25 protein-coding genes are annotated in these 26,580 nt (G+C 74.6%); 18 read left to right on the top strand and 7 right to left on the bottom strand.

Annotation, left to right across the window (positions count from 1 at the left end; translation table 11 throughout):
- Positions 1 to 168: 168 nt before the first annotated feature.
- The 4 genes from AB5970_RS16545 to AB5970_RS16530 are packed head-to-tail and all read left to right on the top strand — an operon-like array spanning position 169 to position 2,928.
- Positions 169 to 681 carry a YbjN domain-containing protein gene (locus AB5970_RS16545; RefSeq protein WP_370505047.1) on the top strand — a complete coding sequence of 171 codons (513 nt, stop codon included), beginning with the start codon at positions 169 to 171 and terminating at the stop codon, positions 679 to 681.
- Positions 682 to 686: 5 nt separating this feature from the next.
- Complete coding sequence (miaA, locus tag AB5970_RS16540; RefSeq protein ID WP_370505046.1) at positions 687 to 1,643, top strand: tRNA (adenosine(37)-N6)-dimethylallyltransferase MiaA; 957 nt, start codon at positions 687 to 689, stop codon at positions 1,641 to 1,643.
- The gene (gene dapF / locus AB5970_RS16535) at positions 1,640 to 2,596 is read left to right on the top strand and encodes a diaminopimelate epimerase (RefSeq protein ID WP_370505045.1); all 957 of its coding nucleotides are present in this window, start codon (positions 1,640 to 1,642) and stop codon (positions 2,594 to 2,596) included. Before miaA ends, dapF begins: the two co-directional genes overlap by 4 nt.
- Positions 2,597 to 2,598: 2 nt before the next feature.
- Positions 2,599 to 2,928 carry a TlpA family protein disulfide reductase gene (locus AB5970_RS16530; protein ID WP_370505044.1) on the top strand — a complete coding sequence of 110 codons (330 nt, stop codon included), beginning with the start codon at positions 2,599 to 2,601 and terminating at the stop codon, positions 2,926 to 2,928.
- On the opposite strand, the gene AB5970_RS16525 is transcribed toward AB5970_RS16530, so the two are convergent.
- Both AB5970_RS16525 and AB5970_RS16520 read right to left on the bottom strand, forming a co-directional pair.
- The gene (locus AB5970_RS16525; RefSeq protein ID WP_370505043.1) at positions 2,877 to 4,244 is read right to left on the bottom strand and encodes an MFS transporter; all 1,368 of its coding nucleotides are present in this window, start codon (positions 4,242 to 4,244) and stop codon (positions 2,877 to 2,879) included. The genes AB5970_RS16530 and AB5970_RS16525 overlap by 52 nt on opposite strands.
- Complete coding sequence (locus AB5970_RS16520) at positions 4,241 to 4,846, bottom strand: class I SAM-dependent methyltransferase (RefSeq protein ID WP_370505042.1); 606 nt, start codon at positions 4,844 to 4,846, stop codon at positions 4,241 to 4,243. Before AB5970_RS16520 ends, AB5970_RS16525 begins: the two co-directional genes overlap by 4 nt.
- A 107-nt stretch (positions 4,847 to 4,953) precedes the next feature.
- On the opposite strand from AB5970_RS16520, the gene hflX reads away from it, so the two are divergent.
- Genes hflX through AB5970_RS16505 form a run of 3 tightly spaced genes read left to right on the top strand, consistent with a single transcriptional unit; the run spans position 4,954 to position 9,587 of the window.
- Complete coding sequence (hflX, locus tag AB5970_RS16515; RefSeq protein ID WP_370505041.1) at positions 4,954 to 6,477, top strand: GTPase HflX; 1,524 nt, start codon at positions 4,954 to 4,956, stop codon at positions 6,475 to 6,477.
- 29 nt (positions 6,478 to 6,506) lie between these two features.
- Positions 6,507 to 8,579, top strand: coding sequence for an ATP-dependent DNA helicase (locus AB5970_RS16510; RefSeq protein ID WP_370505040.1), 2,073 nt, complete (start codon positions 6,507 to 6,509; stop codon positions 8,577 to 8,579).
- A 9-nt stretch (positions 8,580 to 8,588) separates the two neighbouring features.
- Positions 8,589 to 9,587, top strand: a complete 999-nt coding sequence (locus AB5970_RS16505; protein ID WP_370505039.1) for an L-lactate dehydrogenase — start codon at positions 8,589 to 8,591, stop codon at positions 9,585 to 9,587.
- 66 nt (positions 9,588 to 9,653) lie between these two features.
- Here the strand turns inward: AB5970_RS16505 and lexA are convergent, their stop codons facing one another.
- The gene (gene lexA, locus AB5970_RS16500) at positions 9,654 to 10,406 is read right to left on the bottom strand and encodes a transcriptional repressor LexA (protein ID WP_370505038.1); all 753 of its coding nucleotides are present in this window, start codon (positions 10,404 to 10,406) and stop codon (positions 9,654 to 9,656) included.
- 319 nt (positions 10,407 to 10,725) lie between these two features.
- On the opposite strand from lexA, the gene AB5970_RS16495 reads away from it, so the two are divergent.
- The 3 genes from AB5970_RS16495 (at position 10,726) to AB5970_RS16485 (ending at position 13,942) form a co-directional block, all read left to right on the top strand.
- Positions 10,726 to 11,160, top strand: coding sequence for a LysM peptidoglycan-binding domain-containing protein (locus AB5970_RS16495; RefSeq protein WP_370505037.1), 435 nt, complete (start codon positions 10,726 to 10,728; stop codon positions 11,158 to 11,160).
- 213 nt (positions 11,161 to 11,373) lie between these two features.
- Positions 11,374 to 11,910 (top strand): transcriptional regulator NrdR, encoded by a 537-nt coding sequence (gene nrdR / locus AB5970_RS16490; protein ID WP_370505036.1) that lies wholly within the window; start codon positions 11,374 to 11,376, stop codon positions 11,908 to 11,910.
- Positions 11,911 to 11,953: 43 nt separating this feature from the next.
- The gene (locus AB5970_RS16485) at positions 11,954 to 13,942 is read left to right on the top strand and encodes a S9 family peptidase (protein ID WP_370505035.1); all 1,989 of its coding nucleotides are present in this window, start codon (positions 11,954 to 11,956) and stop codon (positions 13,940 to 13,942) included.
- 1 nt (position 13,943) lies between these two features.
- Here the strand turns inward: AB5970_RS16485 and AB5970_RS16480 are convergent, their stop codons facing one another.
- The gene (locus AB5970_RS16480; RefSeq protein ID WP_432205897.1) at positions 13,944 to 14,966 is read right to left on the bottom strand and encodes an aldo/keto reductase; all 1,023 of its coding nucleotides are present in this window, start codon (positions 14,964 to 14,966) and stop codon (positions 13,944 to 13,946) included.
- 116 nt (positions 14,967 to 15,082) lie between these two features.
- Here AB5970_RS16480 and AB5970_RS16475 point away from each other — a divergent pair, with 116 nt between their 5' ends.
- Positions 15,083 to 15,283, top strand: coding sequence for a DUF5302 domain-containing protein (locus tag AB5970_RS16475; protein ID WP_370505034.1), 201 nt, complete (start codon positions 15,083 to 15,085; stop codon positions 15,281 to 15,283).
- Between the two features lie 58 nt (positions 15,284 to 15,341).
- Here the strand turns inward: AB5970_RS16475 and serA are convergent, their stop codons facing one another.
- Together serA and AB5970_RS16465 are read right to left on the bottom strand one after the other, a co-directional pair.
- Positions 15,342 to 16,541: a phosphoglycerate dehydrogenase gene (gene serA, locus AB5970_RS16470; RefSeq protein WP_370505033.1), complete on the bottom strand. Its 1,200-nt coding sequence runs from the start codon at positions 16,539 to 16,541 to the stop codon at positions 15,342 to 15,344.
- 73 nt (positions 16,542 to 16,614) lie between these two features.
- Positions 16,615 to 18,852, bottom strand: coding sequence for a HelD family protein (locus AB5970_RS16465; RefSeq protein WP_370505032.1), 2,238 nt, complete (start codon positions 18,850 to 18,852; stop codon positions 16,615 to 16,617).
- Positions 18,853 to 19,105: 253 nt separating this feature from the next.
- Here AB5970_RS16465 and AB5970_RS16460 point away from each other — a divergent pair, with 253 nt between their 5' ends.
- From AB5970_RS16460 to AB5970_RS16440, 5 genes are all read left to right on the top strand, one after another.
- Positions 19,106 to 20,287 carry a PP2C family protein-serine/threonine phosphatase gene (locus AB5970_RS16460; RefSeq protein ID WP_370505031.1) on the top strand — a complete coding sequence of 394 codons (1,182 nt, stop codon included), beginning with the start codon at positions 19,106 to 19,108 and terminating at the stop codon, positions 20,285 to 20,287.
- Positions 20,284 to 21,855, top strand: a complete 1,572-nt coding sequence (locus AB5970_RS16455) for a sensor histidine kinase (RefSeq protein ID WP_370505030.1) — start codon at positions 20,284 to 20,286, stop codon at positions 21,853 to 21,855. Before AB5970_RS16460 ends, AB5970_RS16455 begins: the two co-directional genes overlap by 4 nt.
- A gap of 74 nt (positions 21,856 to 21,929) precedes the next feature.
- The gene (locus AB5970_RS16450; RefSeq protein ID WP_370505048.1) at positions 21,930 to 22,307 is read left to right on the top strand and encodes a response regulator; all 378 of its coding nucleotides are present in this window, start codon (positions 21,930 to 21,932) and stop codon (positions 22,305 to 22,307) included.
- 72 nt (positions 22,308 to 22,379) lie between these two features.
- Positions 22,380 to 23,315: a PAC2 family protein gene (locus tag AB5970_RS16445; protein ID WP_370505029.1), complete on the top strand. Its 936-nt coding sequence runs from the start codon at positions 22,380 to 22,382 to the stop codon at positions 23,313 to 23,315.
- A 259-nt stretch (positions 23,316 to 23,574) separates the two neighbouring features.
- On the top strand, positions 23,575 to 23,778 hold the full coding sequence (locus AB5970_RS16440; protein WP_028049841.1) for a cold-shock protein: 204 nt from the start codon (positions 23,575 to 23,577) through the stop codon (positions 23,776 to 23,778).
- 42 nt (positions 23,779 to 23,820) lie between these two features.
- Here AB5970_RS16440 and AB5970_RS16435 read toward each other — a convergent pair whose 3' ends face one another.
- On the bottom strand, positions 23,821 to 24,699 hold the full coding sequence (locus AB5970_RS16435) for a spermidine synthase (protein ID WP_370505028.1): 879 nt from the start codon (positions 24,697 to 24,699) through the stop codon (positions 23,821 to 23,823).
- 55 nt (positions 24,700 to 24,754) lie between these two features.
- Here AB5970_RS16435 and AB5970_RS16430 point away from each other — a divergent pair, with 55 nt between their 5' ends.
- Together AB5970_RS16430 and dinB are read left to right on the top strand one after the other, a co-directional pair.
- Complete coding sequence (locus AB5970_RS16430; protein ID WP_370505027.1) at positions 24,755 to 25,276, top strand: SAV_6107 family HEPN domain-containing protein; 522 nt, start codon at positions 24,755 to 24,757, stop codon at positions 25,274 to 25,276.
- A gap of 22 nt (positions 25,277 to 25,298) precedes the next feature.
- Positions 25,299 to 26,573 carry a DNA polymerase IV gene (gene dinB, locus AB5970_RS16425; protein WP_370505026.1) on the top strand — a complete coding sequence of 425 codons (1,275 nt, stop codon included), beginning with the start codon at positions 25,299 to 25,301 and terminating at the stop codon, positions 26,571 to 26,573.
- Positions 26,574 to 26,580 lie beyond the last annotated feature (7 nt).

Here is a 26,580-nt window from a genome sequence, read left to right as displayed (position 1 = left end):
CAGGTGCTGCTCGGCGCGGTCGGCCCGACGGCCGTGCGCAGCCGCCTGCTCGCCGCCAGCACCGAGCTGGGCGCGCAGCACGCGGTTCTCCTGTGGGACCCCGTCTGGGAGCCCGTGCCGGACGCCGGGTAGGGTCGCGCTGTCCGCCCCCCGACACCCGAGGTCCCGATGTCTTCCGACGCGCACGAGCCCGCCCTCCCGCCCCTGACGATCGACCGCGTCGCCGCGCGGCTCGACCTGCGGGGCTCGGTGTACGGCCGCGACGACGACGGCGACCTGGTGGGCCGCTGGGACGGGCACCCGTTCTGGTTCATCACCATGGGCCGGGCCAAGGAGTACTTCCAGGTGCGCGGCCGGTGGGCGCGGCAGGTGCAGGCGACCGAGTTCGGCAACGTGCTGCTGGCCGCCAACTCGTGGTCCGAGACCATGGTCTGGCCCAAGCTCTACGTCCGCATCGAGGCCGAGCAGGTCGCCGTCTACACCGAGCACACCGTCGACTACGAGCACGGCGTCACCGACGAGCAGCTCGACCTGCACGTGACCGGGGGGATCGCGAGCGCGCTGCGGTTCTTCGCCAAGCTCGACGAGATGTACCCGGAGGCCGCCGCGACGCAGCCGTTCCGCCCCGAGCCGCCCGCACCCGTCGCCTACCACGACCCGGCCCGGCCGACGATCGACTGACGCCGATGACCCTCGTGGTCGCCCTCGTCGGGCCGACGGCGACGGGCAAGTCCGACCTGGGGCTCGCGCTCGCGCACGCGCTCGGCGGCGAGGTGGTCAACGCCGACGCGATGCAGCTGTACCGCGGCATGGACGTCGGCACGGCCAAGCTCACCCCGGAGGAGCGCCAGGGGGTCCCGCACCACCTCCTGGACGTCCTCGACGTGCACGAGGACGCCTCGGTGGCCGACTACCAGGCCCGCGCCCGCGCCGCGCTGCGGGAGATCGCGTCGCGGGGCGCGCGCGCGGTCGCCGTCGGGGGCTCGGGGCTGTACGTCCGCGCGCTGCTCGACCACATGGAGTTCCCCGGCACCGACCCCGAGGTCCGGTCCCGGCTCGAGGCGCGGGTCGAGGCGGAGGGGGCGCGCGCGCTGCACGCGGAGCTCGTCGCCGCGGACCCGCTCGCCGCGGAGGGCATCGGCCCGCGCAACGCCCGACGGATCGTGCGCGCGCTCGAGGTCATCGCGCTCACCGGCCGCCCGTACTCCGCCAGCCTGCCCCAGCACGTGTACGAGGTGCCCGCCGTGCAGATCGGGCTGGACTGCGACCGCGCGGTGCTCGACGAGCGGATCACGGCGCGCGTGGACCGGATGTGGGCGCGGGGGCTGGTCGAGGAGGTCGAGCGGCTGCGCGCGCACGGGCTGGGCCGCACCGCGTCCCGCGCGGTGGGCTACGCCGAGGTGCTCGCCATGCTCGACGGCGCGCTCACGGCTGACGAGGCGCAGGCGGCGATCGCGGCCGGCACGCGCCGGCTGGCGCGCAAGCAGATGGGCTGGTTCGGCCGGGACCCGCGGGTGCACTGGCTCGACGCGCGCGACCCCGACGTCGTGGCGCGCGCCCTCGAGCTGGTCGCGGCCGCCGACGCCGGCGACCTCGGGCTCGCCACGGACGACCCCGCGCCACGACGTAGCCTGGGATCATGACCGTCGTGGCCGCCCCGACGCTGCACGTGACCAAGGGTCACGGCACGCAGAACGACTTCGTGCTGCTCGACGACCGCGAGGCGCGGGTGGACCTGACGGCGACGCTGGTCCGGGAGCTGGCGGACCGGCGCGCGGGCGTGGGCGGCGACGGCGTGATCCGGGTGGTCGCCAGCGAGCTCGTGCCGGAGGGCGTCGAGGTCCTGGCCGAGGAGCCGGCGGCGCGCTGGTTCATGGACTACCGCAACGCCGACGGCTCGGTCGCGGAGATGTGCGGCAACGGCGTCCGGGTCTTCGCGGCCTACCTGGAGCGGCTCGGCCTGTGGGACGGCTCCGACGGCGAGCTGGCCCTGGGCACGCGCGCCGGGGTGCGCCGCGTCCGCCGGGTGCCCGTGCCGGCCGGCGTCGGCGACGACGTCTGGTACGCGGTCGACATGGGCCGCTGGCACCTGCCGGGCGGCACCGACGCGGTGCGGGCCGGTGCGGACGCCGAGGTCGAGGTCGCGGGCCTGGCGGTCGCCCGCGCCGGGCTGAGCGTGGACGTCGGCAACCCGCACGTCGTGCTCGCGCTGAGCGACGCGGCCGAGCTCACCGCGGCCGACCTGACCCGGGCGCCCCAGGTGACCCCGGTCCCGCCGAACGGCACCAACGTCGAGCTCGTCGTCCCGCTGGGCGAGCAGCAGCAGCCCGACGGCTCGCTGGTCGGTCGCGTGCGCATGCGCGTGCACGAGCGCGGCGTGGGTGAGACCCGGTCCTGCGGCACGGGCGCGTGCGCGGCGGCGCTCGCGGTCCGCACGTGGGCCGGTGCCGGGGCTCCCGACGTCTGGCTGGTGGACGTGCCGGGCGGGACCGTGCGGGTCAGCGTGCTGCCGGACGGTCACGTCGAGCTGGCCGGTCCCGCGGTGCTCGTCGCGGCCGCCGACGTCGACCTCTCGGCCCTCGCCGCCGGACGGTGACCGTGCCCACCCTGACCTCCGCCGACCTGGGCGGCGTGCCGCTCGGCGAGCGCGCGACGGTCGTCCAGTTCTCGAGCACCTTCTGCGCGCCGTGCCGGTCCACCCGGTACGTGGTCGAGCGGGCCGTCGCCACCACGAGCGGCGTCGCGCACGTCGACCTCGACGTGGCCGACCACCTGGCGCTGGGGGAGCGGCTCGGCATCGACGTCACCCCGACCGTGCTCGTGCTCGACGCCCGCGGGGCCGTCGTGCGGCGGGCGTCCGGGGTGCCGACGCTGGCTCAGCTGCGCAGGGCGCTCGAGGCCGCGTCCGGGGTCGCCCGCTCCGCCTGACGCCGGGCTGCGACGCGCGGGCCCACCAGCGCGGCACCGAGGGCGAAGAGCGCGGCGACCGAGAGCGCGGCCGCGAACGGGACGCCGTCGGCCGCGGCGAACGCCAGCGCCGTGAGCGCCAGGGCTAGCGCGGAGCCGATCGAGTCGGCGATCGAGAGGGCCGAGCTGTTGACGCCCTGGCTGCCCGGCGCCGAGTACGCCAGCACCAGGACGGTCAGGCGCGAGTAGACCAGGCCCATCCCGGCCCCGGCGAGCGTCCACGACGAGATCGCGACGGCGGCCGGCAGGTGTGCCGCCGCGGTCACCAGCGTGCCGGCGATCGCCACGACGACGAGCGCCGAGCCGACCACCACGGCCGTCCGGTGCGGCAGCCGCTCCCCGAGCCGACCCTGCAGCCACGACGTGCCCGCCCAGGCGATCCCCGCGAGCGTGAGGGCGATACCGGCGGTGGTGGGCGAGAACGCGTACCGCTCGGTGAGCAGGTACGGCAGGTAGACCTCGGCGCCGACGAACGCCCCCGCCACCAGCCCGCGGGTCGCGATCACGCTGGGCAGGCCGCGCGCGGCGCGCATCGTGCCCGCGGGCACCACGGCGCGGAGCGCGACGACGGCCACCACGCCCGTGACCGCGGCGACGAGCGCCGACCACGGCTGCGGCACCTGCGCGGCGAGGTTGAGGCCGAGGACGGCCACGGCGGCGAGCCCGGCCCACGCCAGCCGTCCGCGCGGCGCGGCGTCGCCCGGCGTGCCCGGCGGCCCGATGCGGCGCAGCGCGGGGACGAGCACGAGGGTGGTCGGCACCACCAGCAGGGCGACGCCCAGGAACACCCACCGCCACCCGGCGTGCTGGGCCACCGCACCGGCACCGGCCGGCCCGACGAGCGAGGGGACGATCCAGGCGGCGGCGAACCAGGCGAACACCCGCGGGTGCAGGATCGCGGGATAGAGCCGGGCCACCACGACGTAGAGGGCGACGGTCATCGCGCCGCCGCCCAGGCCCTGGACCAGCCGCCCGCCCACCAGGACGCCCATCGACGGCGCGGCGCCCGCGACGAGGATGCCCGCGGTGAACAAGCCGATCGCCACCAGCAGCGGGGCGCGCGGCCCGCGGCGGTCGCTCCACGGGCCGGCCACCACCATCCCGACCACGCCCGTGGCCAGCGGGCCTGCGAACGCGAACGCATACAGGGAGGCGCCCTCGAGATCGCGGGAGACCGTCGGCATCACGGTCGTCACGGCCAGCGACTCGAACGCCACCATGAAGATGAGCGCGACCATGCTCCACGTGGTGGCGCGCAGGGCCCGCCAGTCGCTCATCGGTCGCGGACGGCGAGGACGCGGAAGCCCTTCGCGCTCGCGGTCCGCTCGACCGCCACGCCCAGCTCCGCCGCCATCCAGCGCTGGAGCGAGTCCGCCCCGAGGTTCTTGCCGACGACCAGGTGCGCCTCGCCGCCCCGCTCCCGCCGCCCGAGCCACTGCGTGAGCATCGCGTGCAGGGCCTCCTTGCCCACCCGGATGGGCGGGTTGGACCAGATGGCGGCGAAGACGACGTCCTCGGGCACCCGGTCCGGGGTCACCGCGTGCAGGTTGGTCGCGCCGAGCCGCTCGGCGTTGCGCCGGGTGAGGTCGAGCGCGCGCTCGTTGACGTCGACCGCCCAGACCCGCGCGCCGGGCGACTCCAGCGCCAGCGTCAGGGCGATCGGGCCCCAGCCGCAGCCGAGGTCCAGCAGGTCGCCCTCGGCCGGGGGAGCCGGCACGTGGTCGAGGAGCACGCGCGTGCCCAGGTCGACGTGGTCGGGGGAGAAGATGCCGCCGGCCGTCTCCACCTCGACGTCCCGGCCCGCCAGGTGGACGCGCAGGACGCGGCGCTCGTCGGGGGACGCCGGGGTGGCGGTGAAGTAGTGGTCGGGCTCGCTCACGGCGCCGACGATACCCACGCGCGCGCGCTCGGCCCGCAGCGAAATACCTCGTCGCCCTCCGAGCCGGCGTGCGACCCTGGAGATACCGCACGAGAAAGAGGATCCCCTTGACCGACCCGCAGCCCCTCACCCGCGAGACCGACGACGACACCACGCTCACGCGCTCCGCGCAGCAGGTGGCCGACGACGTCGTGGCCCGGGTGCTCGCCAGGGCGGGGACCTCGCTGCACGCCGGCGGGACGGTGCACTCGTCCTACGACGGCGACCAGCTGGAGCTCGAGGAGCGCACCTCGCTGCGCCGCGTGGCGGGCCTGTCCACCGAGCTCGAGGACGTCACCGAGGTCGAGTACCGGCAGCTGCGGCTGGAGAAGGTCGTGCTCGTCGGCGTCTGGGGCTCCGGCACCGTGACCGACGCGGAGATCTCCCTGCGCGAGCTCGCGGCCCTGGCCGAGACGGCGGGCTCCGAGGTGCTCGACGGGCTGCTCCAGCGCCGGCAGAAGCCGGACCCGGGCACCTACCTCGGCTCGGGCAAGGCCTCCGAGCTGGCCGCGCTGGTCGCGAGCCTGGGCGCGGACACCGTCGTCGTCGACGGCGAGCTCGCCCCGTCCCAGCGGCGCGCGCTGGAGGACATCGTCCGCGTCAAGGTCATCGACCGGACCGCGCTGATCCTCGACATCTTCGCCCAGCACGCCAAGTCCCGGGAGGGCAAGGCGCAGGTCGAGCTCGCGCAGCTCGAGTACCTGCTCCCGCGCCTGCGCGGCTGGGGCGACTCGATGTCACGGCAGGCCGGTGGCCAGGTCGGCGGCGCCGCGGCCGGCATGGGCTCGCGCGGACCCGGTGAGACCAAGATCGAGCTCGACCGGCGGCGGATCCGCAACCGGATGGCCAAGCTGCGCCGCGAGATCGCCGCGATGGAGCCGGGCCGCGTCACCAAGCGGGCGTCGCGCAAGAAGCACGCCATCCCGTCGGTGGCCATCGCGGGCTACACCAACGCGGGCAAGTCCTCGCTGCTCAACCGGCTCACCCACGCGGGCGTGCTGGTGGAGAACGCGCTGTTCGCGACGCTCGACCCGACGGTCCGGCGCGCCGAGACCGTCGACGGGCGGATCTACACGCTGGCGGACACCGTCGGCTTCGTCCGCGCGCTGCCGCACCAGCTGGTGGAGGCCTTCCGGTCCACGCTGGAGGAGGTCGCGGACGCGGACCTGATCCTGCACGTCGTCGACGCCTCGCACCCCGACCCGGAGGGCCAGATCGCGGCCGTCCGGCACGTGTTCGCCGACATCCCGGGCGCCATGGACGTGCCCGAGATCATCGTCCTGAACAAGGCCGACCTGGCCACGCCCGAGGCGATCGCCCGCCTGCGCTCGCGCGAGGTGCACTCGATCGTCGTGTCCGCGCACTCGGGCGAGGGCATCGACGAGCTGCAGGCGCTGGTCGCCGACCAGCTGCCGCGGCCGGGCGTCGCCGTCGACCTCGTCGTCCCGTACCACCGGGGCGACCTGGTCAGCCGGGTGCACGAGCACGGGGACATCGAGGCCGAGGACCACACGGCCGACGGGACGGCCATCCGCGCGCGGGTCGACGCCGGCCTGGCGGCCGAGCTGCAGGCGGCGGCCCACCGTCCGTGAGCGTCGTCGGCCGCCACTAGGCTGACGCGGTGCCAGACGCCGACCCCTCCGTCGAGACGCTGCTCGACGTCGCGGTCGAGGCGCTCGGCGGTGTCCGCCGCGACGGCCAGCACCAGATGGCCGTCGCCGTCGCGGAGACGATCGAGAAGGGCGAGCACCTGCTGGTGCAGGCCGGCACGGGCACGGGCAAGTCGCTCGGCTACCTCGTCCCGGCGCTCCGCCATGCCGTCCTGGAGAACGAGCACGTGGTCGTGTCGACCGCCACGCTCGCGCTCCAGCGCCAGATCATCACGCGCGACCTGCCGCTCGTCGCCAAGGCCCTCGAGCCGCACCTGCCGCGGACGCCCTCGATCGCGCTGCTCAAGGGCTGGCACAACTACCTCTGCGTGCACAAGGTCGCCGGCGGCTACCCGGAGGACGACGCGGGGACGCTGTTCGACCTGGGCGAGCACGCGGGCGCGGCCGAGCACCCGGCGCCGGCCCGGACGGGGGCGACCGGACCGTCCGAGAGCCTGGGCGAGCAGGTGCTGCGGCTGCGGGAGTGGGCCGACGAGACGGACACCGGAGACCGCGACGACCTGGTGCCCGGCGTCACCGACCGCGCCTGGCGGCAGGTCTCCGTCACGTCGCTGGAGTGCCTGGGCGGCAAGTGTCCGATGCTCGCCGAGTGCTTCCCCGAGAAGGCGAAGGCCGCGTCGCGCGAGGCGGACGTCGTGGTGACCAACCACGCGATGCTCGGTATCGCCGCGTCGGGGTCGCCCGGGGTCCTGCCCGAGCACCAGGTGCTGGTGGTCGACGAGGCGCACGAGCTGACCGACCGCGTGACGGCGCAGGCCACGTCCGAGCTGTCGGTCGCCACCATCGAGCACGCCGCCCGGCTGGCCCGGCGGCACGGCGGCATCCCGACCACGGACCTCGACTCGGCCAGCCAGGCGCTGGCGACCGTGCTGGTGGGGCTGCCCGAGGCCCGGTTCCGCGACGGCCTGCCGCCCGCCGCCCGCGACGCGGTGGCGAGCGTGCGGGACGCCTCGCGCGCGCTGCTCAGCGTGCTCAAGCCCGAGACCGGGCCGAACGCGCCGCCCGAGGGCGGTCGCAAGATGGCGCAGGCGACCATGCTCGCGCTGCACGAGGTGGCCGACCGGATGGCCGCCGACCCCGACGACAACCGGCACACGGTCCTGTGGTGCTCGCGCAGCGAAGACCGCCGCGGCGGCATGCTCACGCGCCTGTACGCGGCCCCGCTGGCCGTCAACGGGCTCATCCGCACCCACCTGCTGTCGGGTCGGTCCGGCGTGCTCACATCGGCCACGCTCGAGCTGGGCGGCTCGTTCGACCCGATCGCGCGCGCGGTCGGCCTCGAGGTGCGCCCGGACGCGGAGCCCGTGGGACCGACCTCGCTGGGCGGGGAGCAGACGCCGGCCCCCAGCGGTCAGCCGTGGCACGGGCTCGACGTCGGCAGCCCCTTCGACTACCCCAGGCAGGGGATCCTCTACCTGGCGCGGCACCTGCCCAAGCCCGGCCGCGAGCCCGCGACCGACGCGCAGCTCGACGAGATCGCCGAGCTGGTCACCGCCGCGGGCGGGCGCACGCTCGGGCTGTTCTCGTCGCGGCGTGCCGCCAACGCCGCCGCGGCCGCCATGCGCGAGCGGCTCGACGTGCCGATCCTGGTGCAGGGCGACGACCAGCTGCCCACGCTGGTCTCGCAGTTCATCGCCGACGAGCCCACGTGCCTCTTCGGCACCCTGTCGCTCTGGCAGGGCGTCGACGTGCCGGGTGCGACCTGCCGGCTGGTGCTCATCGACCGCATCCCGTTCCCGCGGCCCGACGACCCCGTCAGCTCCGCGCGGTCGGACGCGATCGAGGCGGCCGGCGGCAACGGCTTCCTCGCGGTCTCCGCCACGCACGCCGCCCTGCTGCTGGCCCAGGGCGCCGGCCGCCTGATCCGGACCAGCGAGGACCGGGGCGTCGTCGCGGTGCTCGACCCCCGGCTCGCGACCGCCGGCTACGGCAGCTTCCTCACGCGGTCGCTGCCCGACTTCTGGCGCACCACCGACCGCGCCGTCGCCGTCTCGGCGCTGCGGCGGCTCGCTGCGGCCGGATAGCCTCCAGGAATGACCGAGAGCCTGGACATGGAGGACGTGGGCCTGGCCCCGTCGCGGACCGCCCGTCGCACGTCGAAGCTCGCGATCGTGGGTGCCGGGGCCGTCGGGTCGACCATGGCCTACGCCGCGCTCATGCGGGGGGCGGCGCGCTCGGTGGCGCTGTTCGACATCAACGCCGCCAAGGTCGAGGCCGAGGCGCTCGACCTCGGGCACGGCATCCAGTTCATGCCCATGGCCCAGGTGGTGGGGTCCGACGACATCGCCGTGTGCGCCGACGCGGACATCGTGATGTTCACGGCGGGCGCCAAGCAGAAGCCCGGGCAGTCCCGGCTCGACCTCGCGGAGGCCACGATCGGCCTGGTCCGCAAGGTGCTCCCGGCGCTCGTCGACGTCGCGCCCGACGCGGTGTACGTCATGGTGACCAACCCGGTCGACGTCGTCACCTACGCCGCCCTGCAGATCTCGGGCCTGCCGCCCACCCAGCTGTTCGGGTCCGGCACGGTGCTCGACTCGTCGCGCCTGCGGTACCTCATCGCGCAGCACACGGGTGTCGCGGTGCAGAACGTGCACGCGTACATCGCGGGGGAGCACGGCGACACCGAGCTGCCGCTGTGGGGCTCCGCGAGCATCGGCTCGGTCCCGCTGCTCGAGTGGACCGGCCCGGGCGGCTCGTCGTTCACCCCCGAGGTGCGCGAGCACATCGCCGCCGAGGTGGTCGGCTCCGCGTACCGGATCATCGAGGGCAAGGGGGCGACCAACTACGCGGTGGCCCTGGCGGGTTCCCGCATCATCGAGGCCGTGCTCAAGGACGAGGGCCGGGTGCTGCCCGTCTCGTCGCTGCTGGACGACTACTACGGGATCAGCGACGTCTGCCTCTCCGTCCCGGCGATCGTCGGGGCGCTCGGCGTCGGCAAGCGGCTGCCCGTGCCCCTCTCGGACGACGAGCTGGCCGGCCTGCGGAGCTCCGCGGACGCCGTGCGCTCGGTGGCGCGGCAGTTCGGGTTCTGAGCCCGGCGCGCCGGACGGCACCGTGTCCGGTGCCGTCCGGCGTCCCCCGCGGTGCGTCCGCAGGCGTCAGAGGCTGCGCAGCACGCTGACGACGCGGCCGAGGACCGTGGACTCGTCGCCGGGGATGGGCGAGTACGCCGGGTTGTGCGGCATCAGCCACACGTGGCCGTCGATGCGCTTGAGCGTCTTGACCGTCGCCTCGCCGTCGATCATGGCCGCCACGATCTCGCCGTTCTCCGCCACCGGCTGGCGACGGACCACGACCCAGTCGCCGTCGCAGATCGCCGCGTCGATCATGGAGTCGCCGCTGACCTTGAGCAGGAAGAGGTCGCCGTCGCCCACGAGCTGGCGGGGGAGCGGGAACACGTCCTCGACCACCTGCTCCGCGAGGATCGGCCCGCCCGCCGCGATCCTGCCGACGACCGGCACGTACGACGGCGCCGGCATGCGCTCGCCGTCCGCCTGGTCGGGGAAGCTCGACCGGCTGCCGTCCGGGGCGGTCCAGGTGCCCACGCCGCGCGAGTCGTCCGCGTGCACGACCTCGATGGCCCGCGGGCGGTTGGGGTCGCGCCGCAGGTAGCCCTTGCGCTCGAGCGCGGTGAGCTGGTGCTTGACGCTCGACGGGCTGGTGAGGCCGACGGCCTCGCCGATCTCGCGCATGCTCGGCGGGTAGCCGCGGGACTCGACGGACGACCGGATGGTGTCGAGCACGAGCCGCTGGCGCGCCGTGAGGCCGTCCGGGCCCGGCGCGCCGTCCGGCAGCGCGTGGACCGTCGCCAGGTCCTTCTCGGGCTGGGACGTGTCCCGTGAGTCCGTCACTGCGCTCCTCCTCGGTCCGGCGGCCGCCTCTCGGCCTGATCCGCCACGGCACTGCTGCTGCTCTGCTGCTCGAGCTCCCCGTCCCACAGGCCCCTGACCTGCGCCGACGGGTGCTGCCCGCGGTCGTGTCAGTGGCTCGTGGTGCGCTTTGCCTGCATCGCCAGCCTAGGGATGTCGGGACCGAAGATCAAACATCTGTTCGATCGTGTCTCGACAGTGTCGGTGGATGCTGGTAGACATCGTACAGACGTTCGACGAACAGGCGTTCGACGATCAGCACCACCCCGGGCCACCGGGCCGAGCAGGAACGAGAGACGTGATGAGCGCGATGGTGATGGGACCGGCGATGCCGAGGATCTCGACCTCGAGCGCCCGGACGGTGGGCCGCCGAGCTGAGGGCCTGCGCGCGGTCGGCGCGGGGTCGGTCGCCGACCGCCGGGCCGAGGCGCGTCCGGCGGCGAGCGCGCACCTGCGGCTCACCACCCGGGGTCGCGTCGTGCTCTGGGTCCTCGCCGCGAGCCTCGTCGCGCTCGTCACGCTGCTCGGCAGCCGCGCCGCCGCCGACGGCCCGGCCGGTGCGCAGGAGGTCGTGCGGCACGTGGTCCAGCCGGGGGAGACGATGTGGCAGATCGCGGAGACCGTCGCCGGGCCGTCCGACGACGTCCGGGACGTGGTGTTCGACCTCGTGCGCCTGAACGAGCTCCCCGACTCCGGCCTGATGGCCGGGCAGGTCATCGTGGTGCCGGCCGGGTAGTGCCGGCGAGGGTGGACCCCGACCGCGGGTGAGCACGGCTCGCGGTGGTGTTGGCCGGGCGGCCCGTCGTGCGAGGTTCGGGCTGGTCGTTCGCCCACGGCGAGGGGCCTTGCACCGCTGGGGGGCGTGGCCTAGCGTCACGGAGGCGTTCTCGAGACGCCACCGCCGCGGGTCGACGTCCCGGCCCGGCGCGCCAGCTCGAAGGGGATCACGGTGCACTGTCCGTTCTGCCGTCACCCGGACTCGCGGGTCGTGGACTCGCGCACCTCGGACGACGGGTCGACCATCCGGCGTCGCCGCCAGTGCCCGCACTGCAACCGGCGCTTCACCACGGTGGAGACCGCGAGCCTCTCGGTCGTCAAGCGCTCCGGTGCCACCGAGCCGTTCAGCCGCGAGAAGATCGCGGGCGGCGTGCGCAAGGCGTGCCAGGGACGGCCGGTCAGCGAGGACGACCTCGCGCTCCTGGCGCAGAAGGTCGAGGAGACGCTGCGCGGCGCGGGCTCGGCGGAGATCGACGCCTACGAGATCGGCCTCGCCATCCTGGGGCCCCTGCGCGAGCTCGACGAGGTCGCCTACCTGCGCTTCGCCAGCGTCTACCAGGCCTTCGACTCGCTCGAGGACTTCGAGGCGGCGATCACGGTCCTGCGGGCGGAGCGCGAGGACGACGGCGACGCCGACGACGACGGCGCCGCCCACGAGGGCGCCGAGGCAGTCGCGGAGCCCGCCGACGAGGGCGCTCGCACCAGCTGATACGGGTTGGGCGTCGCGCGGCGACAGCACGTAGGTTCGTCGGGTGCTTCCTACCGACCTCGAGCTCCTCCACGTCCCCGGCGCGCCCGCCGTCCTGCCCGACGGCAGCCGCGCCATCGTCTCGGTCGTCCGCCCCGACCTCACGGGCGACGAGTACACGGGCCACCTCTGGTCCGTCGACCTCGTCGGCGACCAGCCGCCCCGGCCGCTGACCCGGGGCCACCTCGACACCGCGCCGGACGTGTCGCCGGACGGTCGGTGGGTGGCGTTCCTGCGGTCGGAGCCCGAGGGCAAGCCGCAGGTCCACGTCGTCGAGTCCGCCGGGGGCGAGCCGTTCCGGCTGACCGACGCGCCGCTGGGCGCCGCGGAGCCGCGGTTCTCGCCGGACGGCACCCGGATCGCCTACACGGCCCGGGTGCCCGAGCCGGGCCGGTACGACGCGGACGGCAAGCCCGGGTCGGAGGACCCGCGGCACATCACGGAGCTGAAGTACCGCGCGGACGGCATCGGGTTCGTGCGGGACCGGCCGCAGCACGTGTTCGTCGTCGACGTGCCCACCGATGGCGAGCGGCCGGCGTCGGTCCCCGAGCCGGTGGCGCTGACCGCCGGGCCGGTCGGCGTGGCGGGTGCGCGGTGGCTGCCGTCGGGCGAGGCCCTCGTCGGCGTCTCCTCCCGGCACGCGTCGCGCGAGGACGACCTGCGCAGCGACGCGGTGCTGGTCGCCGCCGCTCCGGACGGCGACCCCGCGGCGCCGGTGGCCCTCACCGACGCCGACGCCGGCAGCACGCTCGGCGTCGAGGCGGTCCTGCCGTCGGCGGACGGGAGCACGCTGTGGCTGCTCGCCGGCGACCTGGGGTCGACCGGCCGCGACTTCGTCGCCGCGCAGGTGGGGCTGTTCCGCCTCCCGCTGGGCGTCGAGGGTGCCACCCCCGAGCGGCTCACCGACCTGGACGACGACCAGCTGACCGGCGTCCTGGTCGAGGTGCACGGCGACCCGGTGGTCGGCGTGGAGCGGCGGGGTGCCCAGCACCTGGTCCGGCTCCACGACGACGGCACGGCGACCACGCTGGTCGGCGGCACGTCCGTGGTCTCGGGCGCGGCGGCGGCTCCCGGGCGGGTCGTCGTGACCGCCGGGTCTCCCACGTCGTCGGGCGAGGTCCTCGCGGTCGACCTGGGCACGGGGGCCGTCGAGGCGCGCACCGACCTGTCGGGCCCGCTGCGCGAGACCGGCCGCGTGCGCGTCCCGGCCGAGCTGCTGGCCACCGCGCCCGACGGCTACGAGGTGCACGGCTGGGTGGTCACGCCGGACCCGGAGCGGTTCGGCGCCGGCCCCCACCCGACGATCCTCATGATCCACGGCGGCCCGTTCGCGCAGTACACGCACGGACTGTTCGACGAGGTGCAGGTGCTGGCCGAGGCCGGGTACGCGGTGGTCTTCGGCAACCCGCGCGGGTCCTCCGGCTACGGGCGGGCGCACGGGCTGGCCATCCAGGGCGGGTTCGGCACGGTCGACACCGACGACGTGCTGGCCCTGCTGTCCGCCGCGCTGCAGGACCCGGCGCTGGACGGCGAGCGCGTCGGGGTGATGGGCGGCTCGTACGGCGGCTACCTGACCGCGTGGCTGACCACGCGGACGGACCGGTTCGCCGCGGCGATCGTCGAGCGCGGCTTCCTCGACCCGGTGAGCTTCGTGGGGTCCAGCGACATCGGCTGGTTCTTCGGCACCGCCTACCTGGGCGACGCCGCGGACGAGCAGGGCGCGGTCGCGGTCGCCGCCCAGTCGCCCATGGCCCACGTCGGGGCGGTCCGCACGCCGACCCTCGTGATCCACTCCGAGCAGGACTGGCGCTGCCCGGTGGAGCAGGGCCAGCGGTGGTTCGTCGAGCTCAAGCGGCGGGGGGTCGAGGCCGAGCTGCTGCTGTTCCCGGGCGAGGGTCACGAGCTGTCCCGGTCCGGCAACCCGAAGCACCGCCGCGCCCGGTTCGAGCACGTGCTGCGGTGGTGGTCCACGCACCTGCCCGTGGGCGGCTGACCTACCGGTCGCTCGAGCGCACGCCCCACAGGTTGATCCCGGCGTCGACGGCGTGCGGCTCGATCGTCGCGACCTCGTCGTCGGTGAGCGGGGGCAGCGCGACGGCGGCGAGGTTCTCGTCGAGCTGGTCGGTGGTCCGCGCACCGACCAGCACCGACGTGACCCGCGGGTCCCGCAGCACCCACGCGAGCGCGAGCTGGGGGAGCGTCCGACCGCCCTCCCGGGCGATCCGGTCGAGGGCGCGTACGTGGTCGAGCACCTCGTCGGTGAGCCACTCGGTACGCAGGGGGCCGCCGCGCGCGGCGCGGGAGTCGGCCGGGACGCCGTGCAGGTAGCGCGCGCTGAGCATGCCCTGGGCCAGCGGCGAGAACGCCACGACGGCCAGGTCCCCGTCGCCCGCGACGTCGAGCAGGGACCGGCCGTCGGCCCCCGGCCGCTCGATCCAGCGGTTGAGGATCGAGTAGGCGGGCTGGTGCACGGCGAGCCGCAGGCCGAGGGACTGCGCGACGGCGAGGGCCGCGACGGTCCGGTCGGCCGAGTACGACGAGATGCCGGCGTGCCGCGCCTTGCCGGACCGCACGGCGCGGTCGAGCGCGCCAATCGTCTCCTCGAGCGGCGTGGTCGGGTCGAACCGGTGGCTGTAGAACACGTCGACGCTGTCCAGCCCGAGCCGCCGCAGCGACTCGTCGAGGGACGCGCGCAGGTACTTGGCGGAGCCGTGCTCGCCGTACGGCCCCGGCCACGCCCGGTAGCCCGCCTTGGTGGTCAGCAGCAGCTCGTCGCGGTGCCCGCGCAGCTCGCGCGCCAGGAGGCGGCCCACGGACTCCTCGGCGGCGAAGGGCGGCGGGCCGTAGTTGTTGGCCAGGTCCAGGTGCACCACGCCCCGGTCGACCGCGTGCAGGACGAGCCGGCGCTGGTCGTCGAACGGGGTCGCCGCGCCGAAGTTCTGCCAGAGGCCGAGCGAGACCATGGGCCAGGAGAGGCCGCCCGCCCGGCGGTGGGGGAGTTTGTCGGCATCGGGCACGGAGCCGACGCTACCGGCCGCCAGAAGAGGTGGCGCCCGGGGTTCGAGTCCGTAGGCTGGGCAGGTCGCGGGCGCAGACGTCCGTCGGCACAGAGCACCGCATCGGAGGAGACGCCATGGCGAAGGATGACGAGACGGCGACCACGGAGGCGGCGGTGAGCGACGACACGAAGGCGAAGTTCCGCGAGGCGCTCGAGCGCAAGAAGTCGAACCAGCACAGGACCGCGGACGGCTCGGCCAACACCGGTCAGGTGCACGGCTCCGAGACCGCCGGACCGTCGCAGCGTCGCTTCCAGCGCAAGTCCGGCTCCGCCTGACACCGACGGCAGAAGGGCCCGACCACGCAGGTGGTCGGGCCCTTCCGCACACCGACGGTCAGGACAGCAGGCGCAGCCGCACCGACTCGGGCCGCGACGAGAGCGCGTCGACCACCGCGGCGTCGACGGGCGCGCCGGCGTCGGTCACCACGTAGCCCAGCTCCCCGCGCGTGGCGAGCAGCTGCCCCTCGATGTTCACGCCGTGCTCCGCGAGCGTCGCGTTGACCGCGGCCAGCACGCCGGGGACGTTGCGGTGCAGGTAGGCCAGCCGGTGCACGCCGGGCTGCTGCTCGAGCGCGAGGTTGGGCACGTTGACGCTCAGCGTGGTGGAGCCGGTGGCCAGGTAGTCGCGGACCTTGTTGGACACGAACTGCCCGATGGCCTCCTGCGCCTCCTCGGTGGAGCCGCCGGTGTGCGGCGTGAGGATGACGTTCGGCAGACCGCGGAGCTCCGACTCGAACGGGTCGCCCTTGCGCTTGGGCTCGACCGGGAACACGTCCACGGCGGCGCCGGCCACGTGGCCGGACACGATCGCGTCGCGCAGGGACGCGTAGTCGACGACGAACCCGCGCGAGAGGTTGAGGAACACCGCACCGGGCCGCATCTGCGCGAACTGCTTGGCGCCGAACAGGCCCGCGTTGCCGCTGCGGCCGTCGACGTGCAGGGTCACGATGTCCGCGGCCTCGAGCAGCTCGTCGAGCGTGTGCATGCGGCGGGCGTTGCCCAGCGCGAGCTTCTCGGCCGTGTCGTAGAACACGACCGACATGCCGAGGTTCTCGGCCAGCACCGACAGCTGCGTGCCGATGTTGCCGTAGCCGATGATCCCGAGCGTGCGGCCGCGGATCTCGTGCGCGCCCGTGGCCGACTTGTTCCAGATGCCGTCGTGCATCGCGCGGTCCAGCTCGGACTGCCGGCGCGTCAGCGAGATGATGTCGGCGATCGCGATCTCCACCACCGAGCGCGTGTTGGAGAACGGCGCGTTGAACACCGCGACGCCGCGGGAGGCGGCCTCGGCGAGGTCGATCTGGTTGGTCCCGATGCAGTAGGCGCCGATCGCGACCAGGGAGGGGGCCTGCGCCAGCACCTCCGCGGTGACGTGCGTCTTCGACCGGATGCCCAGCAGGTGCACGCCGTCGAGCGCCTCGACCAGCTCGGACTCGTCGAGCGCCCCCGTGCGGGTGGTCACGTCGAAGCCGGCCGTCTCGAGGATCGAGCGAGCCTGGGGATGGAGGTTCTCGAGCAGCAGGGCCTTCAGCACGCCCCTATGGTGCGCCTCACAGCCGCCGCGGCCCACAGCGGTCCGGCCCTCGGACACGCGTGAGACGGCGGGATCAGCCCTCGGCGGCCCAGCCCGCGGGCAGCGGGCGGTCGTGGAGCACGTGCAGCGCGCGGGTCGGCCGGGTCATCGACACGTAGAGGTCCCCGGCGCTCGCCTCGCCCACCTCGGCCGGCTCGACGAGCACGACGACGTCGAACTCGAGCCCCTTGGCCTCGCGCGGGGTCAGCACGACGAGGGGTGCGTCGAGGTCCGCGGCGCTCGACCCGGTGCCGAGCGCGGGGCGCAGGCCGGCCGCGCCCAGGGCGTCGGCGATCTCCGCGAGCCGGGCGTCCACCGCGATGACCGCGATGCGGCCGGCGCCGGACGCGTCGGTGACCTCCGCGACGAGCTTCCCGGTGCGCTCGGTGACCGCGAGCACGAGGTCGGTCCGGCGCTCGACGACGAGGGAGTCGTCGACGTCGCGCGCCGACGTGAGCGGGCTCACCGGAAGGTTCGCGGCGACGGCGACGCGGCGCGCGGTGTCGGCCACCTCGGCGGGCGTGCGGTAGTTCACGGTGAGCTCGTTGAGCCGCCACGACGTGCGCAGCACGGGGTCCAGCTGCGCCGCCCAGCTGTGCGCGCCGGCCGTCGAGGTGGTCTGGGCGACGTCGCCCACGATCGTCAGCGACCTCGTGGGCACCCGACGCAGCAGCGAGCGCCACGCCATGGCGGAGAGCTCCTGCGCCTCGTCGACCACCACGTGGCCGTAGGTCCACGAGCGGTCCGCGGCGGCGCGCTCGGCGGTGGTCAGCGTCGGGCCGGTCACGGCGAACCGGTCGGCCAGCATCTCGGCGGACACCATGCCGCTGCTGCCGGTCGACTCGAGCACCTGCCGGGCGTACGCCAGCTCGGACGCCCGGCGCTCGGAGGCGGCCCGGGCCTCGGCGCGGGCGGCCTGGTCGTCCTCGCCCAGCAGCTCCGCCGCCTCGTCGAGCAGCGGGACATCGGCGGGGGTCCACGGAGCGTCGGCGTCGCGGACGAGCATCGCCCGCTCCCGCGGCGTGAGCTGCGGGGCGGCGGACGCGAGCCGGTGCGGCTTGGACCACAGGTCGGCGACCAGCTTCTGCGGCGTGATCGGCATCCAGGCCAGGTTGAGCGCCACGCGGATCTCGCGCGTGGTGCGCAGCTCCTCGACGATCTCGCCCCGCTCGTCCGACGGCACGTCCCCGCCCAGCTGCAGCACGTACTGCTCGGCGAGGCGGCCCAGCATGTCGCGCACGAACGAGACCCGGGCCTGGTTGTGCGGCTTGTGGTTGCGCCGGGCGCGGGCCATGGCCGACGCGATGTCGCTCGGCCGGATCACCAGGTCGTGGCCGTCGACCCGCACGTGGACGGGCTGCGCGGGGATCCGCTCGCGGTCGCGCACGGCGCGGGCGATGACGCCGCCCCACAGCGCGCGGCCCTTGAGCTCGGCGACGGCCTCGTCCTCGGTCGCGGTCGCCTGGATGCCCGGGTAGAGCTCCGCCACGGTCGTCGTGACGACGCCCGTCTCACCGAGCGACGGCAGCACCTGGTCGATGTACCGCAGGAACGTGCGGCTGGGGCCGACGAGCAGGACGCCCGAGCGCTCGAGCATGCGGCGGTGCGCGTACAGGAGGTAGGCGGCGCGGTGCAGCGCCACGGCGGTCTTGCCGGTGCCGGGACCGCCCTGCACGACGAGCGCGCCGCCCAGCTCGGAGCGGATGATCGCGTCCTGCTCGCCCTGGATCGTGGCGACGATGTCGCCCATGCGGCCCGTGCGGCCCGCGGCGAGGCCCGCCAGCAGCGCACCCTCGCCCGACAGCCCGCTGAGGCGCGCGTCGGAGTCCTCGCTCAGCAGGTCCAGGTCGAGCACCTCGTCCTCGACGCTGGTGACCGTGCGGCCCCGCGTCACCACGTGGCGCCGGCGGACGACGCCGTCGGGGTGGGCGGCGGTGGCGCGGTAGAACGCCTGCGCCGCGGGGGCCCGCCAGTCGGTGAGCAGCTGCGACTGCTCCTCGTCCGTCAGCCCGAGGCGGCCGATGTAGCGGCGCGAGTCGTCCTGCAGGTCCAGCCGGCCGAACACCAGGCGCTCCTCGACGGCCTCGAGCTGCGCGATCCGGTCCTCGTAGAGCGTGGCGAACGCGTCGCGCTCGCTGCGGTTCTGCGGAGAGCCCGACGGCCCCTCCCGGCGGACGTCCGCGAGCCGGGCCCGCATCTGCGCGCGCAGGTCGTCGAGCCGCCCGTACAGCTGGTCGACGACCTGCTGCTCACCGGTCAGCTCGTTGTCCATGCCTGCCACCTGGGCGATCTCCGTTCCGCCGGGGCGACCCGGCCGTGCGTTGCTCCGCTCCTGCACCCGCCGAGGGACGGCGCGGCGCGCGGAGCGGCCGTCCATTATCCGTTGTCCGGCGCCCCGGCGCACACGTCCGTGCGGGTGGGTCGCGCGGGGAGCGGGTGAGATGGCGCGCGGGCCCGCGTCCGGGCCCCTACGCTTCGGATGTTCTGTCGAGCAAAGGCAGGCGCACTGCTCGGGAGGAGGCCCGTTGAGCGAGGTACGCACCGCGCTGGACGCCGCGCGTCCGGACGTCGCGGTCGGCGGTACCCCGATCCGCCTCCTGCTCGTGGAGGACGACGAGGGCGACGCGGTCCTGGTGCGCGAGCACCTGGACGACGCCGGCCTCGATGTCGACCTGTCGTGGGTGCGCACGCTCGACGAGGCGATCGACCGGCTGGACGCGGACCTCGTGCTGCTCGACCTGGGCCTGCCCGACGCCATGGGCATCGCGGCCCTCGAGCGGCTGCTCGCCGCCGGGGCCCCGGCCGTGGTCGTGCTCACCGGGCTGGCCGGCACCGACGTCGGGCTCGCGGCCGTGGCCGCCGGCGCCCAGGACTACCTGGTCAAGGGCGAGGTCGACGGCGAGCTGCTCGGGAGGTCGGTCCGGTACGCCATCCAGCGCCGCCGGCTCGAGGACACCGACCGTGCCCTGTACCGCAGCCTGATCCGGGCCGAGGAGGTCAACCGGCTCGAGCGTGCGCTGCTGCCCACGCCGTCGGTGCTGGACCAGCACCTCGAGGTGCGGGTCGGCTACCGCGCGGGCCGCGACGGCGTCCTCGGCGGCGACTTCTACGACGTGGTCGAGCGCGCCGACGGCTCGGTGCTCGCCCTCGTCGGCGACGTCTGCGGGCACGGTCCCGACGAGGCCGCGCTCGGCGCCACCCTGCGCACCGCGTGGCGCACGCTCGTGCTGGCGGAGGTGCCGACGGTCCAGATCCTCGGGCTGCTCGAGCGCGTGCTGGTGTCCGAGCGGGCGCGCCCCGAGGTGTTCACCACGGTGTCCATGCTGGACGTCGCGGCCGACCGTACCTCCGTCGACCTCTACCTCGCCGGGCACCCCGTCCCGCTGCTGCTCGGCACCCCGTCGAAGCTGCTGCCGACGCACGGCCGCGGGCGCGCGCTGGGCATCCCGGTGCCCGGGGGCTGGGAGCCCGTGCGGCTCGAGCTCGAGGCGTCGTGGCGCATCCTCCTGTACACGGACGGCGTCCTCGAGGCCACCATCGCCGGCGGCTCGGACCGGGTCGGCAAGACCGGCCTGCTGCGCATCGTCGACGGCGCCCTGGCCTCCCGCGAGGACCTGGTCGACCGCGTCCTGCACGACGTGCGCGCGCTGCACGGCGGCGACCTGGTCGACGACGCGGCGGTCGTCGTCCTCGGATGGTCTGCGTGAGCGTTGTCCCGACGCCCGCGCGGCGTCCCTCGACGCTGCGCCGCCGCTTGCGCACCGTCATCGTCGCGGCCGGCGCCTCGCTGGCCGTGCTCGTGCTCGGCACGGCGTTCGTGCTGGTCAGGCTGGTGGACCGCCAGGAGGCGGTCACGCAGACGTACTTCGACGCCATCACGCTCGCGGACGGCGCCTACATCCAGCTCATCGACGCCGAGACGGCCGTGCGCGGCTTCGCGCTGACCGGCGACCAGATCACGCTCGAGCCCTACGACCGGGCGGTCGCCGACGACCTGTCGTTCCGCACTCTCGCCGCCAAGGCGAAGACGGGCGGCGACCGGGAGGTCGCCGCGGCCGCCCAGGACGCCGCCGACGCGGCCCGCACGTGGAACGAGGAGTTCGCCGTCCCCGTCATGGCCGAGGTCCGGGCCGGTGGTCCGGACGCGGTGACGGCGGACGAGATCGAGCAGGGCCGGGTGATGTTCGACCAGGCGCGGGTCGCGGCCGAGCGCTACACCGACCTCCTGCGCGAGCGCCGCGCCGACGCCCTCGACGAGCTCCGCGTGTGGACGTGGATCGCCGCGGCCACGGTCGTCGTGCTGGTGCTCGCGGCCGTCGCGCTGGGCATCGCCCTGTGGGTCACCCTGCGGCGCTGGATCCTCGAGCCGCTCGACTCCCTGGCCGCCGACGCGCGCGCGGTGTCGTCGGGGGACCTCCAGCACCCCGTCGCCGGCATCGGCCCCGGCGAGATCGTCGCGCTCGCGGACGACGTCGAGCGCATGCGGGTCGCGCTCGTCGACCAGGTCGGCACCCTCGAGGCGTCGCGCGCCGAGATCGAGACGGCCCACGCGCTGCTCACCGAGCAGGCCGAGGAGCTCCGCCGCTCGAACCGGGACCTCGAGCAGTTCGCCTACGTGGCGTCGCACGACCTCCAGGAGCCGCTGCGCAAGATCGCGAGCTTCACGCAGCTGCTGCAGAAGCGCTACGGCGGGCAGATGGACGAGCGGGCCGACCAGTACATCGCGTTCGCGGTGGACGGCGCCAAGCGCATGCAGCAGCTGATCCAGGACCTGCTGGGCTTCTCGCGCGTCGGACGCGTGGGCGGCGAGGTGACCGACGTGGACCTCGGGGAGGCGCTCGCGGACGGCGTCGACAACCTCAGCGAGGCGGTCGCCGAGTCCGGCGCCGTGGTGACGCACGACGAGCTCCCGGTGGTGCGCGGCGAGGCGCCCCTGCTGGTCCAGCTGTTCCAGAACGTCGTCGGCAACGCCATCAAGTTCCGCGACCCGTCGCGGCCGCCCACGGTCCACCTCGGCGCACGCCGCGTGGGAGACTTCTGGGAGCTCGAGTGTCGAGACAACGGCATCGGGATCGACCCGCAGTACGCGGACCGGGTGTTCGTCATCTTCCAGCGACTGCATGCCAAGGACGTCTACGAGGGCACCGGGATCGGTCTCTCGTTGTGCAAGAAGATCGTCGAGTTCCACGGCGGTCGCATCTGGATCGAGCAGCCCGAGGGCGAGGGCACCAGCATCCGCTGGACGCTGCCCGCTGCCGACGACCGAGCCCTCTGAAGGAGAACCGCGTGCCGAACAGCACCAAGATCATCGACGTCCTCCTGGTCGAGGACGACCCGGGCGACGTGCTCATGACCCGCGAGGCGTTCGAGGACAACAAGCTGCGCAACCGGCTCTCGGTGGTCTCCGACGGCGTGAGCGCCCTGGACTTCCTGCGCAAGGAGGGCGAGCACGTCGACGCCCCGACGCCGGACCTGATCCTGCTCGACCTGAACCTGCCGCGCATGGACGGCCGCGAGGTCCTGCAGGCCCTCAAGGCGGACGCCGCGCTGCGCTCGATCCCCGTGGTGGTCCTGACCACGTCGGAGGCCGAGGAGGACGTCGTGCGCAGCTACTCGCTGCACGCGAACGCGTACGTGACCAAGCCGGTGGACTTCGACCGGTTCATCGAGGTCGTGCGGCAGATCGACGAGTTCTTCGTCGAGGTCGTCCGGCTGCCCGGCCGCTGACCGACCGCCCGGGAAGAACTCGCGCGGGGTGGGCGTTGTCCCGGTAACCCGGACGGAAGTGAGCGCACACCCATGCTGAACCCGAGCGAGATCTACGACGTCGACCCCGAGGTCGCCGCTCAGGTCGAGGCGCGGACGGTCAACGGCGTCGGACCCGTCCTCGTGCACGCGGTACGCGGGTTCGTGGACGCAGGCAACGCCGGCCAGCTGGCCGCCGAGCACCTGGTCGACGAGCTGCCGACCACCCGCCTGGCCACGTTCGACGTGGACCAGCTGCTGGACTACCGGTCGCGCCGCCCCCTCATGACGTTCGACCAGACGACGTGGGCGTCGTACACCGAGCCCGAGCTCGTGGTCGACCTGGTGCAGGACGCCGCCGGCGTGCCCTTCCTGCTGCTGCACGGCGTCGAGCCGGACGTGCAGTGGGAGCGCTACGTGGCGGCCGTGCGGCAGATCGTCGAGCGCTTCGACGTGCCCCTGACGGTCGGCGTGCACGGCATCCCCATGGGCATCCCGCACACCCGCCCGCTGTCGGTCACCGCCCACGCCACGCGGCCCGAGCTGGTGGCCGACCACACGTCGTGGTTCGGCACGGTGCAGGTGCCGGCCAGCGCCAGCGCGCTGCTGGAGCTGCGGCTCGGGCAGTCGGGGCACGACGCGGTGGGCTTCGCGGTGCACGTGCCGCACTACCTGGCGCAGTCGGCGTTCCCGTCGGCCAGCCAGGCCGCGCTGACCAACGTCGAGCGCGCGACCGGCCTGGACCTGCAGGTCGCGGGGCTCACGGCCGCCGCGGACGAGGCCATGCACGAGATCGAGCGGCAGGTCTCCGGCTCCGACGACGTCGCCGCGGTGGTGCACGCGCTCGAGGAGCAGTACGACGCGTTCACGCGCAACATCGGCCGGACCAGCCTGCTGGCGGGGTCGACCGACCTGCCGACAGCGGACGAGCTGGGCGCCGAGTTCGAGCGCTTCCTGGCCCAGCAGGGCGACGACGGTCCCACGATCTGAGACCGCGCCTTTACCAGATCGTTGTCAAAGCGTGTGCGCCGGAGGAGCGAAACCGTGGCGCGGCGCGGGGGGCCGATGTAAAGATGCACGGGTTGCAGTGACGTACTCGCTTGACCGGCGTCGTCACCTGGGCCATCGCCCGGGGGTCGGTTCCGACCAGTCGTTCTCGGCTGGGCCACCCGGTGCAGGACGTGAGGCATTGCGGCACGGTGCAGGCAGAAGGCCAGCGCCGTCACCGGTGGGACAGAAGGAAACGAACATGGCACAGGGTGCTGTCAAGTGGTTCAACGCTGAGAAGGGCTACGGGTTCATCGCCCAGGACGGCGGCGGCGCCGACGTCTTCGTCCACTACTCCGCGATCGACTCCTCGGGCTACCGCAGCCTCGACGAGGGCCAGCGCGTCGAGTTCGAGATCACGCAGGGCGCCAAGGGCCCCCAGGCCGAGAGCGTCCGCCCGCTCTGATCGTGACCGAAGGGCCGCACCCGCTCCGGGTGCGGCCCTTCGTCATGCCGGGGGGTCGGCCAGGACGGGTGCGTTGCCGACGAACGCCGTGACCTCGTCGCCGTGCAGCAGCCGTGCGGGCGCGGGCAGGCTGCGGATGGCGCGGGCGAGCGCCGCGGACCCGAGCAGGTCGGGGTCGTCGGTCGCCGCGAGAACGACGTTCCCGTAGCCCCGGCCCCGGAGCAGCCCGGGCTCGGCGACCACCGCGACGTCGGCGAACGCCTCGCGCAGGGTCGCCCCCTCCGCCCGTGCGCCGGTCAGCGGCGGGCGGTCGGCGCAGTTGACCAGGTAGACGCCGCCGAGCCGCAGGACGCGGGCCGCGTGCGCGACCATCTCGCGCGTGCGCACGTGGGCCGGCGTGGTGTCGCCCGCGAACACGTCGCGCACGACGACGTCCGCCGACGAGTCCGCCAGCCTCGCCAGCTCCGCCCGCGCGTCCCCGGCGCGGATGCGCAGGGCGGGGGAGCGCGGCAGGTCGAACCACCCGCGGACCAGCTCCGCCAGGGTCACGTCGAGCTCGACGGCCAGCTGGTGCGAGCCGGGGCGCGTGGCATCGACCGCCCGGGCGAGCGCGCACCCGGCGGCGCCCAGGTGGACGACGTCGAGGGGACCGCCCACGTCGCCGACCCGTTCGATCACCGCCGCCATCTGCTGCATGTACTCGAAGTCGAGCCGCGTGGGGTCGACCAGGTCGAGGTAGGAGCTGGGCACGCCGTTGACCAGCACCGTGACGCCGTCGGGGTCGTCGAGGTCCCGGACCAGCTCGACCGTGCCCGTGGCGATCGGCAGCGGGCCTGTCGGCCAGGGCGCCCGCGCGGCGCCGCGTGTGGGTGGTCGGTGCGAGCCTGGGCTGCGTCGGGCGGAGCGGTCGCGGGCAGCCATGGGCACACGCTACGGGGCGCACGGGCCGGCGCAGCACTTGACGGGGATCGAACAGGTGTTCGATACTGGGGAGACGATCGACGGCGCGGCGGAGGGGACGGCGGACATGGACGAGCGGCTGGCGCAGCACGGCACCGGTGGGACGACCACGGAGGCGCCGGTCCCGGCGCGCGTGCTCGAGCTCCTCGGCCGCGCGGACGCCGAGCTGCTCGCGGCCCAGTTCTCGCCCGAGCCGTGGGAGCAGCTCTCGCACGCCCACCTCGCCGCGCTGCGCGCCGGAGCCGCGGCCGTGGCGTACCGCGGCACCCCGTCGGGCCGCGGGGCACCCCGCACGGTCTGGGGCATGCTCGGGGTGGTGGCACCGGAGCTGCGCTCGTGGTCCACCTACTTCGCCGAGGCGGCCCCGCTGCGGTCGGCGGTCGACGCCGGGCGGTTCGAGCTGGTCGGGCCCGAGCGCGGCGAGGAGGCCGTCTGCGCCGCGGAGGACTTCGTCGACGCGGTGCGCGGGCTGGTGCAGGGCGGCTCCGCCGCGGTCGCGGGCCGGTCGCTGAGCATGCGCGCCCTGCGGGCGTCGTGAGCGCCGACGGCCGGGCCGTCGCATGAGCCGCGGGCCTCGCGCGCTCGAGGCGAGGCGGGACTGGGGACGTGCCGAGATCGGCTGCTCGATCCTGCACGTCGACATGGACGCCTTCTTCGCCTCGGTCGAGCTGGCCCGGCGGCCGCAGCTGCGCGGGCTGCCGGTGATCGTCGGGGGAGCGACGCGCGGGGTGGTGCTGGCGGCGACGTACGAGGCGCGCGCGTTCGGCGTGCACGCCGCGATGCCGATGTCGGTCGCGCTGCGGCAGTGCCCCCACGCCGTCGTCGTCCCGCCCGACCACCACGCCTACCACGAGGTCTCGACCGGGGTCATGCGGGTGCTCGGGGACGTCACGGCCCTGGTCGAGCAGGTCAGCGTCGACGAGGCGTTCCTCGACGTCGCCGGAGCGCGCCGGCGGCTCGGGCCGCCCACGGTCATCGCGCAGCTCATCCGCCGGCAGGTCCGCGAGCAGTTCGGGATCACGTGCTCGGTCGGCATCGCCTCGACCAAGTTCGTCGCCAAGCTGGCCTCGGGGCACGCCAAGCCGGACGGCGTGCTGCTGGTCCCGCGGGCGGCCACGGTCGACTTCCTGCGGGTCCTGCCCGTCGGTGCCCTCTGGGGGGTGGGTGAAAAGACGGAGGCGGCGCTGGCCCGGTGGGGCATCCGGACGGTGGCCGAGCTGGCGGACAGCGACCTGTCGACCGTCCAGCACGCGGTGGGCAAGGTCGCCGGTGCGCACCTGCACGACCTGTCGTGGGGCCGCGATCCCCGCCCGGTCCGGCCGGGCCGGGAGGAGAGGTCGCTGAGCGCGGAGGAGACGTTCCCGGTCGATGTCGCGGACCTCGGCGTGGTGCAGGCAAAGACGCGCGACCTGGCCGACCGGTGCGCCGTCCGGCTGCGCAGGAACGGCCTGGTCACCCGCACGATCACCGTCAAGGTGCGCACGTCCGACTTCCGCACGCTGACCCGTTCGCGCACCCTGCTGACCCCGACGGACGTGGGTCGCGAGCTCTACCTGGCGGCGCGTGAGCTGCTCGCCGGGGTGGACCTCGGGGGACTGCCCGTGCGCCTGGTCGGGGTCCGGGCCGAGGGGTTGTCGCCCGCGGCCTCGACCGTGCGCCAGCCGACCCTCGAGGAGGCGTCGGAGGGGCAGCTCCCCGCACGTCGGGACGCCGAACGGGCCATGGACGTGGTGCGCGAGCGGTTCGGGAGGTCGGCGATACAGGCCGGTCCCTCTCAGCCAGGGGGCGTATCCTCGCGGTCGACTACCACCTTCGTTCCGGCGGATCTATCCTGAACCGGAC

Source organism: Cellulomonas sp. ICMP 17802 (assembly GCF_041295535.1).
Classification (GTDB): Bacteria; Actinomycetota; Actinomycetes; order Actinomycetales; family Cellulomonadaceae; genus Cellulomonas.
The sequence above is the reverse complement of the archived record's forward strand: the minus strand, read 5'-3'. Positions and strand labels throughout refer to the sequence as shown.

Coding starts and splice junctions, on each gene's coding strand:
- AB5970_RS16465 (WP_370505032.1), bottom strand. CDS start 18,852: ATGGACAACGAGCTGACCGGTGAGCAGCAGGTCGTCGACCAGCTGTAC.
- AB5970_RS16545 (WP_370505047.1), top strand. CDS start 169: ATGTCTTCCGACGCGCACGAGCCCGCCCTCCCGCCCCTGACGATCGAC.
- miaA (WP_370505046.1), top strand. CDS start 687: ATGACCCTCGTGGTCGCCCTCGTCGGGCCGACGGCGACGGGCAAGTCC.
- AB5970_RS16525 (WP_370505043.1), bottom strand. CDS start 4,244: ATGAGCGACTGGCGGGCCCTGCGCGCCACCACGTGGAGCATGGTCGCG.
- dinB (WP_370505026.1), top strand. CDS start 25,299: ATGAGCCGCGGGCCTCGCGCGCTCGAGGCGAGGCGGGACTGGGGACGT.
- AB5970_RS16475 (WP_370505034.1), top strand. CDS start 15,083: ATGGCGAAGGATGACGAGACGGCGACCACGGAGGCGGCGGTGAGCGAC.
- AB5970_RS16445 (WP_370505029.1), top strand. CDS start 22,380: ATGCTGAACCCGAGCGAGATCTACGACGTCGACCCCGAGGTCGCCGCT.
- AB5970_RS16450 (WP_370505048.1), top strand. CDS start 21,930: ATGACCCGCGAGGCGTTCGAGGACAACAAGCTGCGCAACCGGCTCTCG.
- AB5970_RS16435 (WP_370505028.1), bottom strand. CDS start 24,699: ATGGCTGCCCGCGACCGCTCCGCCCGACGCAGCCCAGGCTCGCACCGA.
- AB5970_RS16505 (WP_370505039.1), top strand. CDS start 8,589: ATGACCGAGAGCCTGGACATGGAGGACGTGGGCCTGGCCCCGTCGCGG.
- dapF (WP_370505045.1), top strand. CDS start 1,640: ATGACCGTCGTGGCCGCCCCGACGCTGCACGTGACCAAGGGTCACGGC.
- AB5970_RS16495 (WP_370505037.1), top strand. CDS start 10,726: ATGAGCGCGATGGTGATGGGACCGGCGATGCCGAGGATCTCGACCTCG.
- AB5970_RS16440 (WP_028049841.1), top strand. CDS start 23,575: ATGGCACAGGGTGCTGTCAAGTGGTTCAACGCTGAGAAGGGCTACGGG.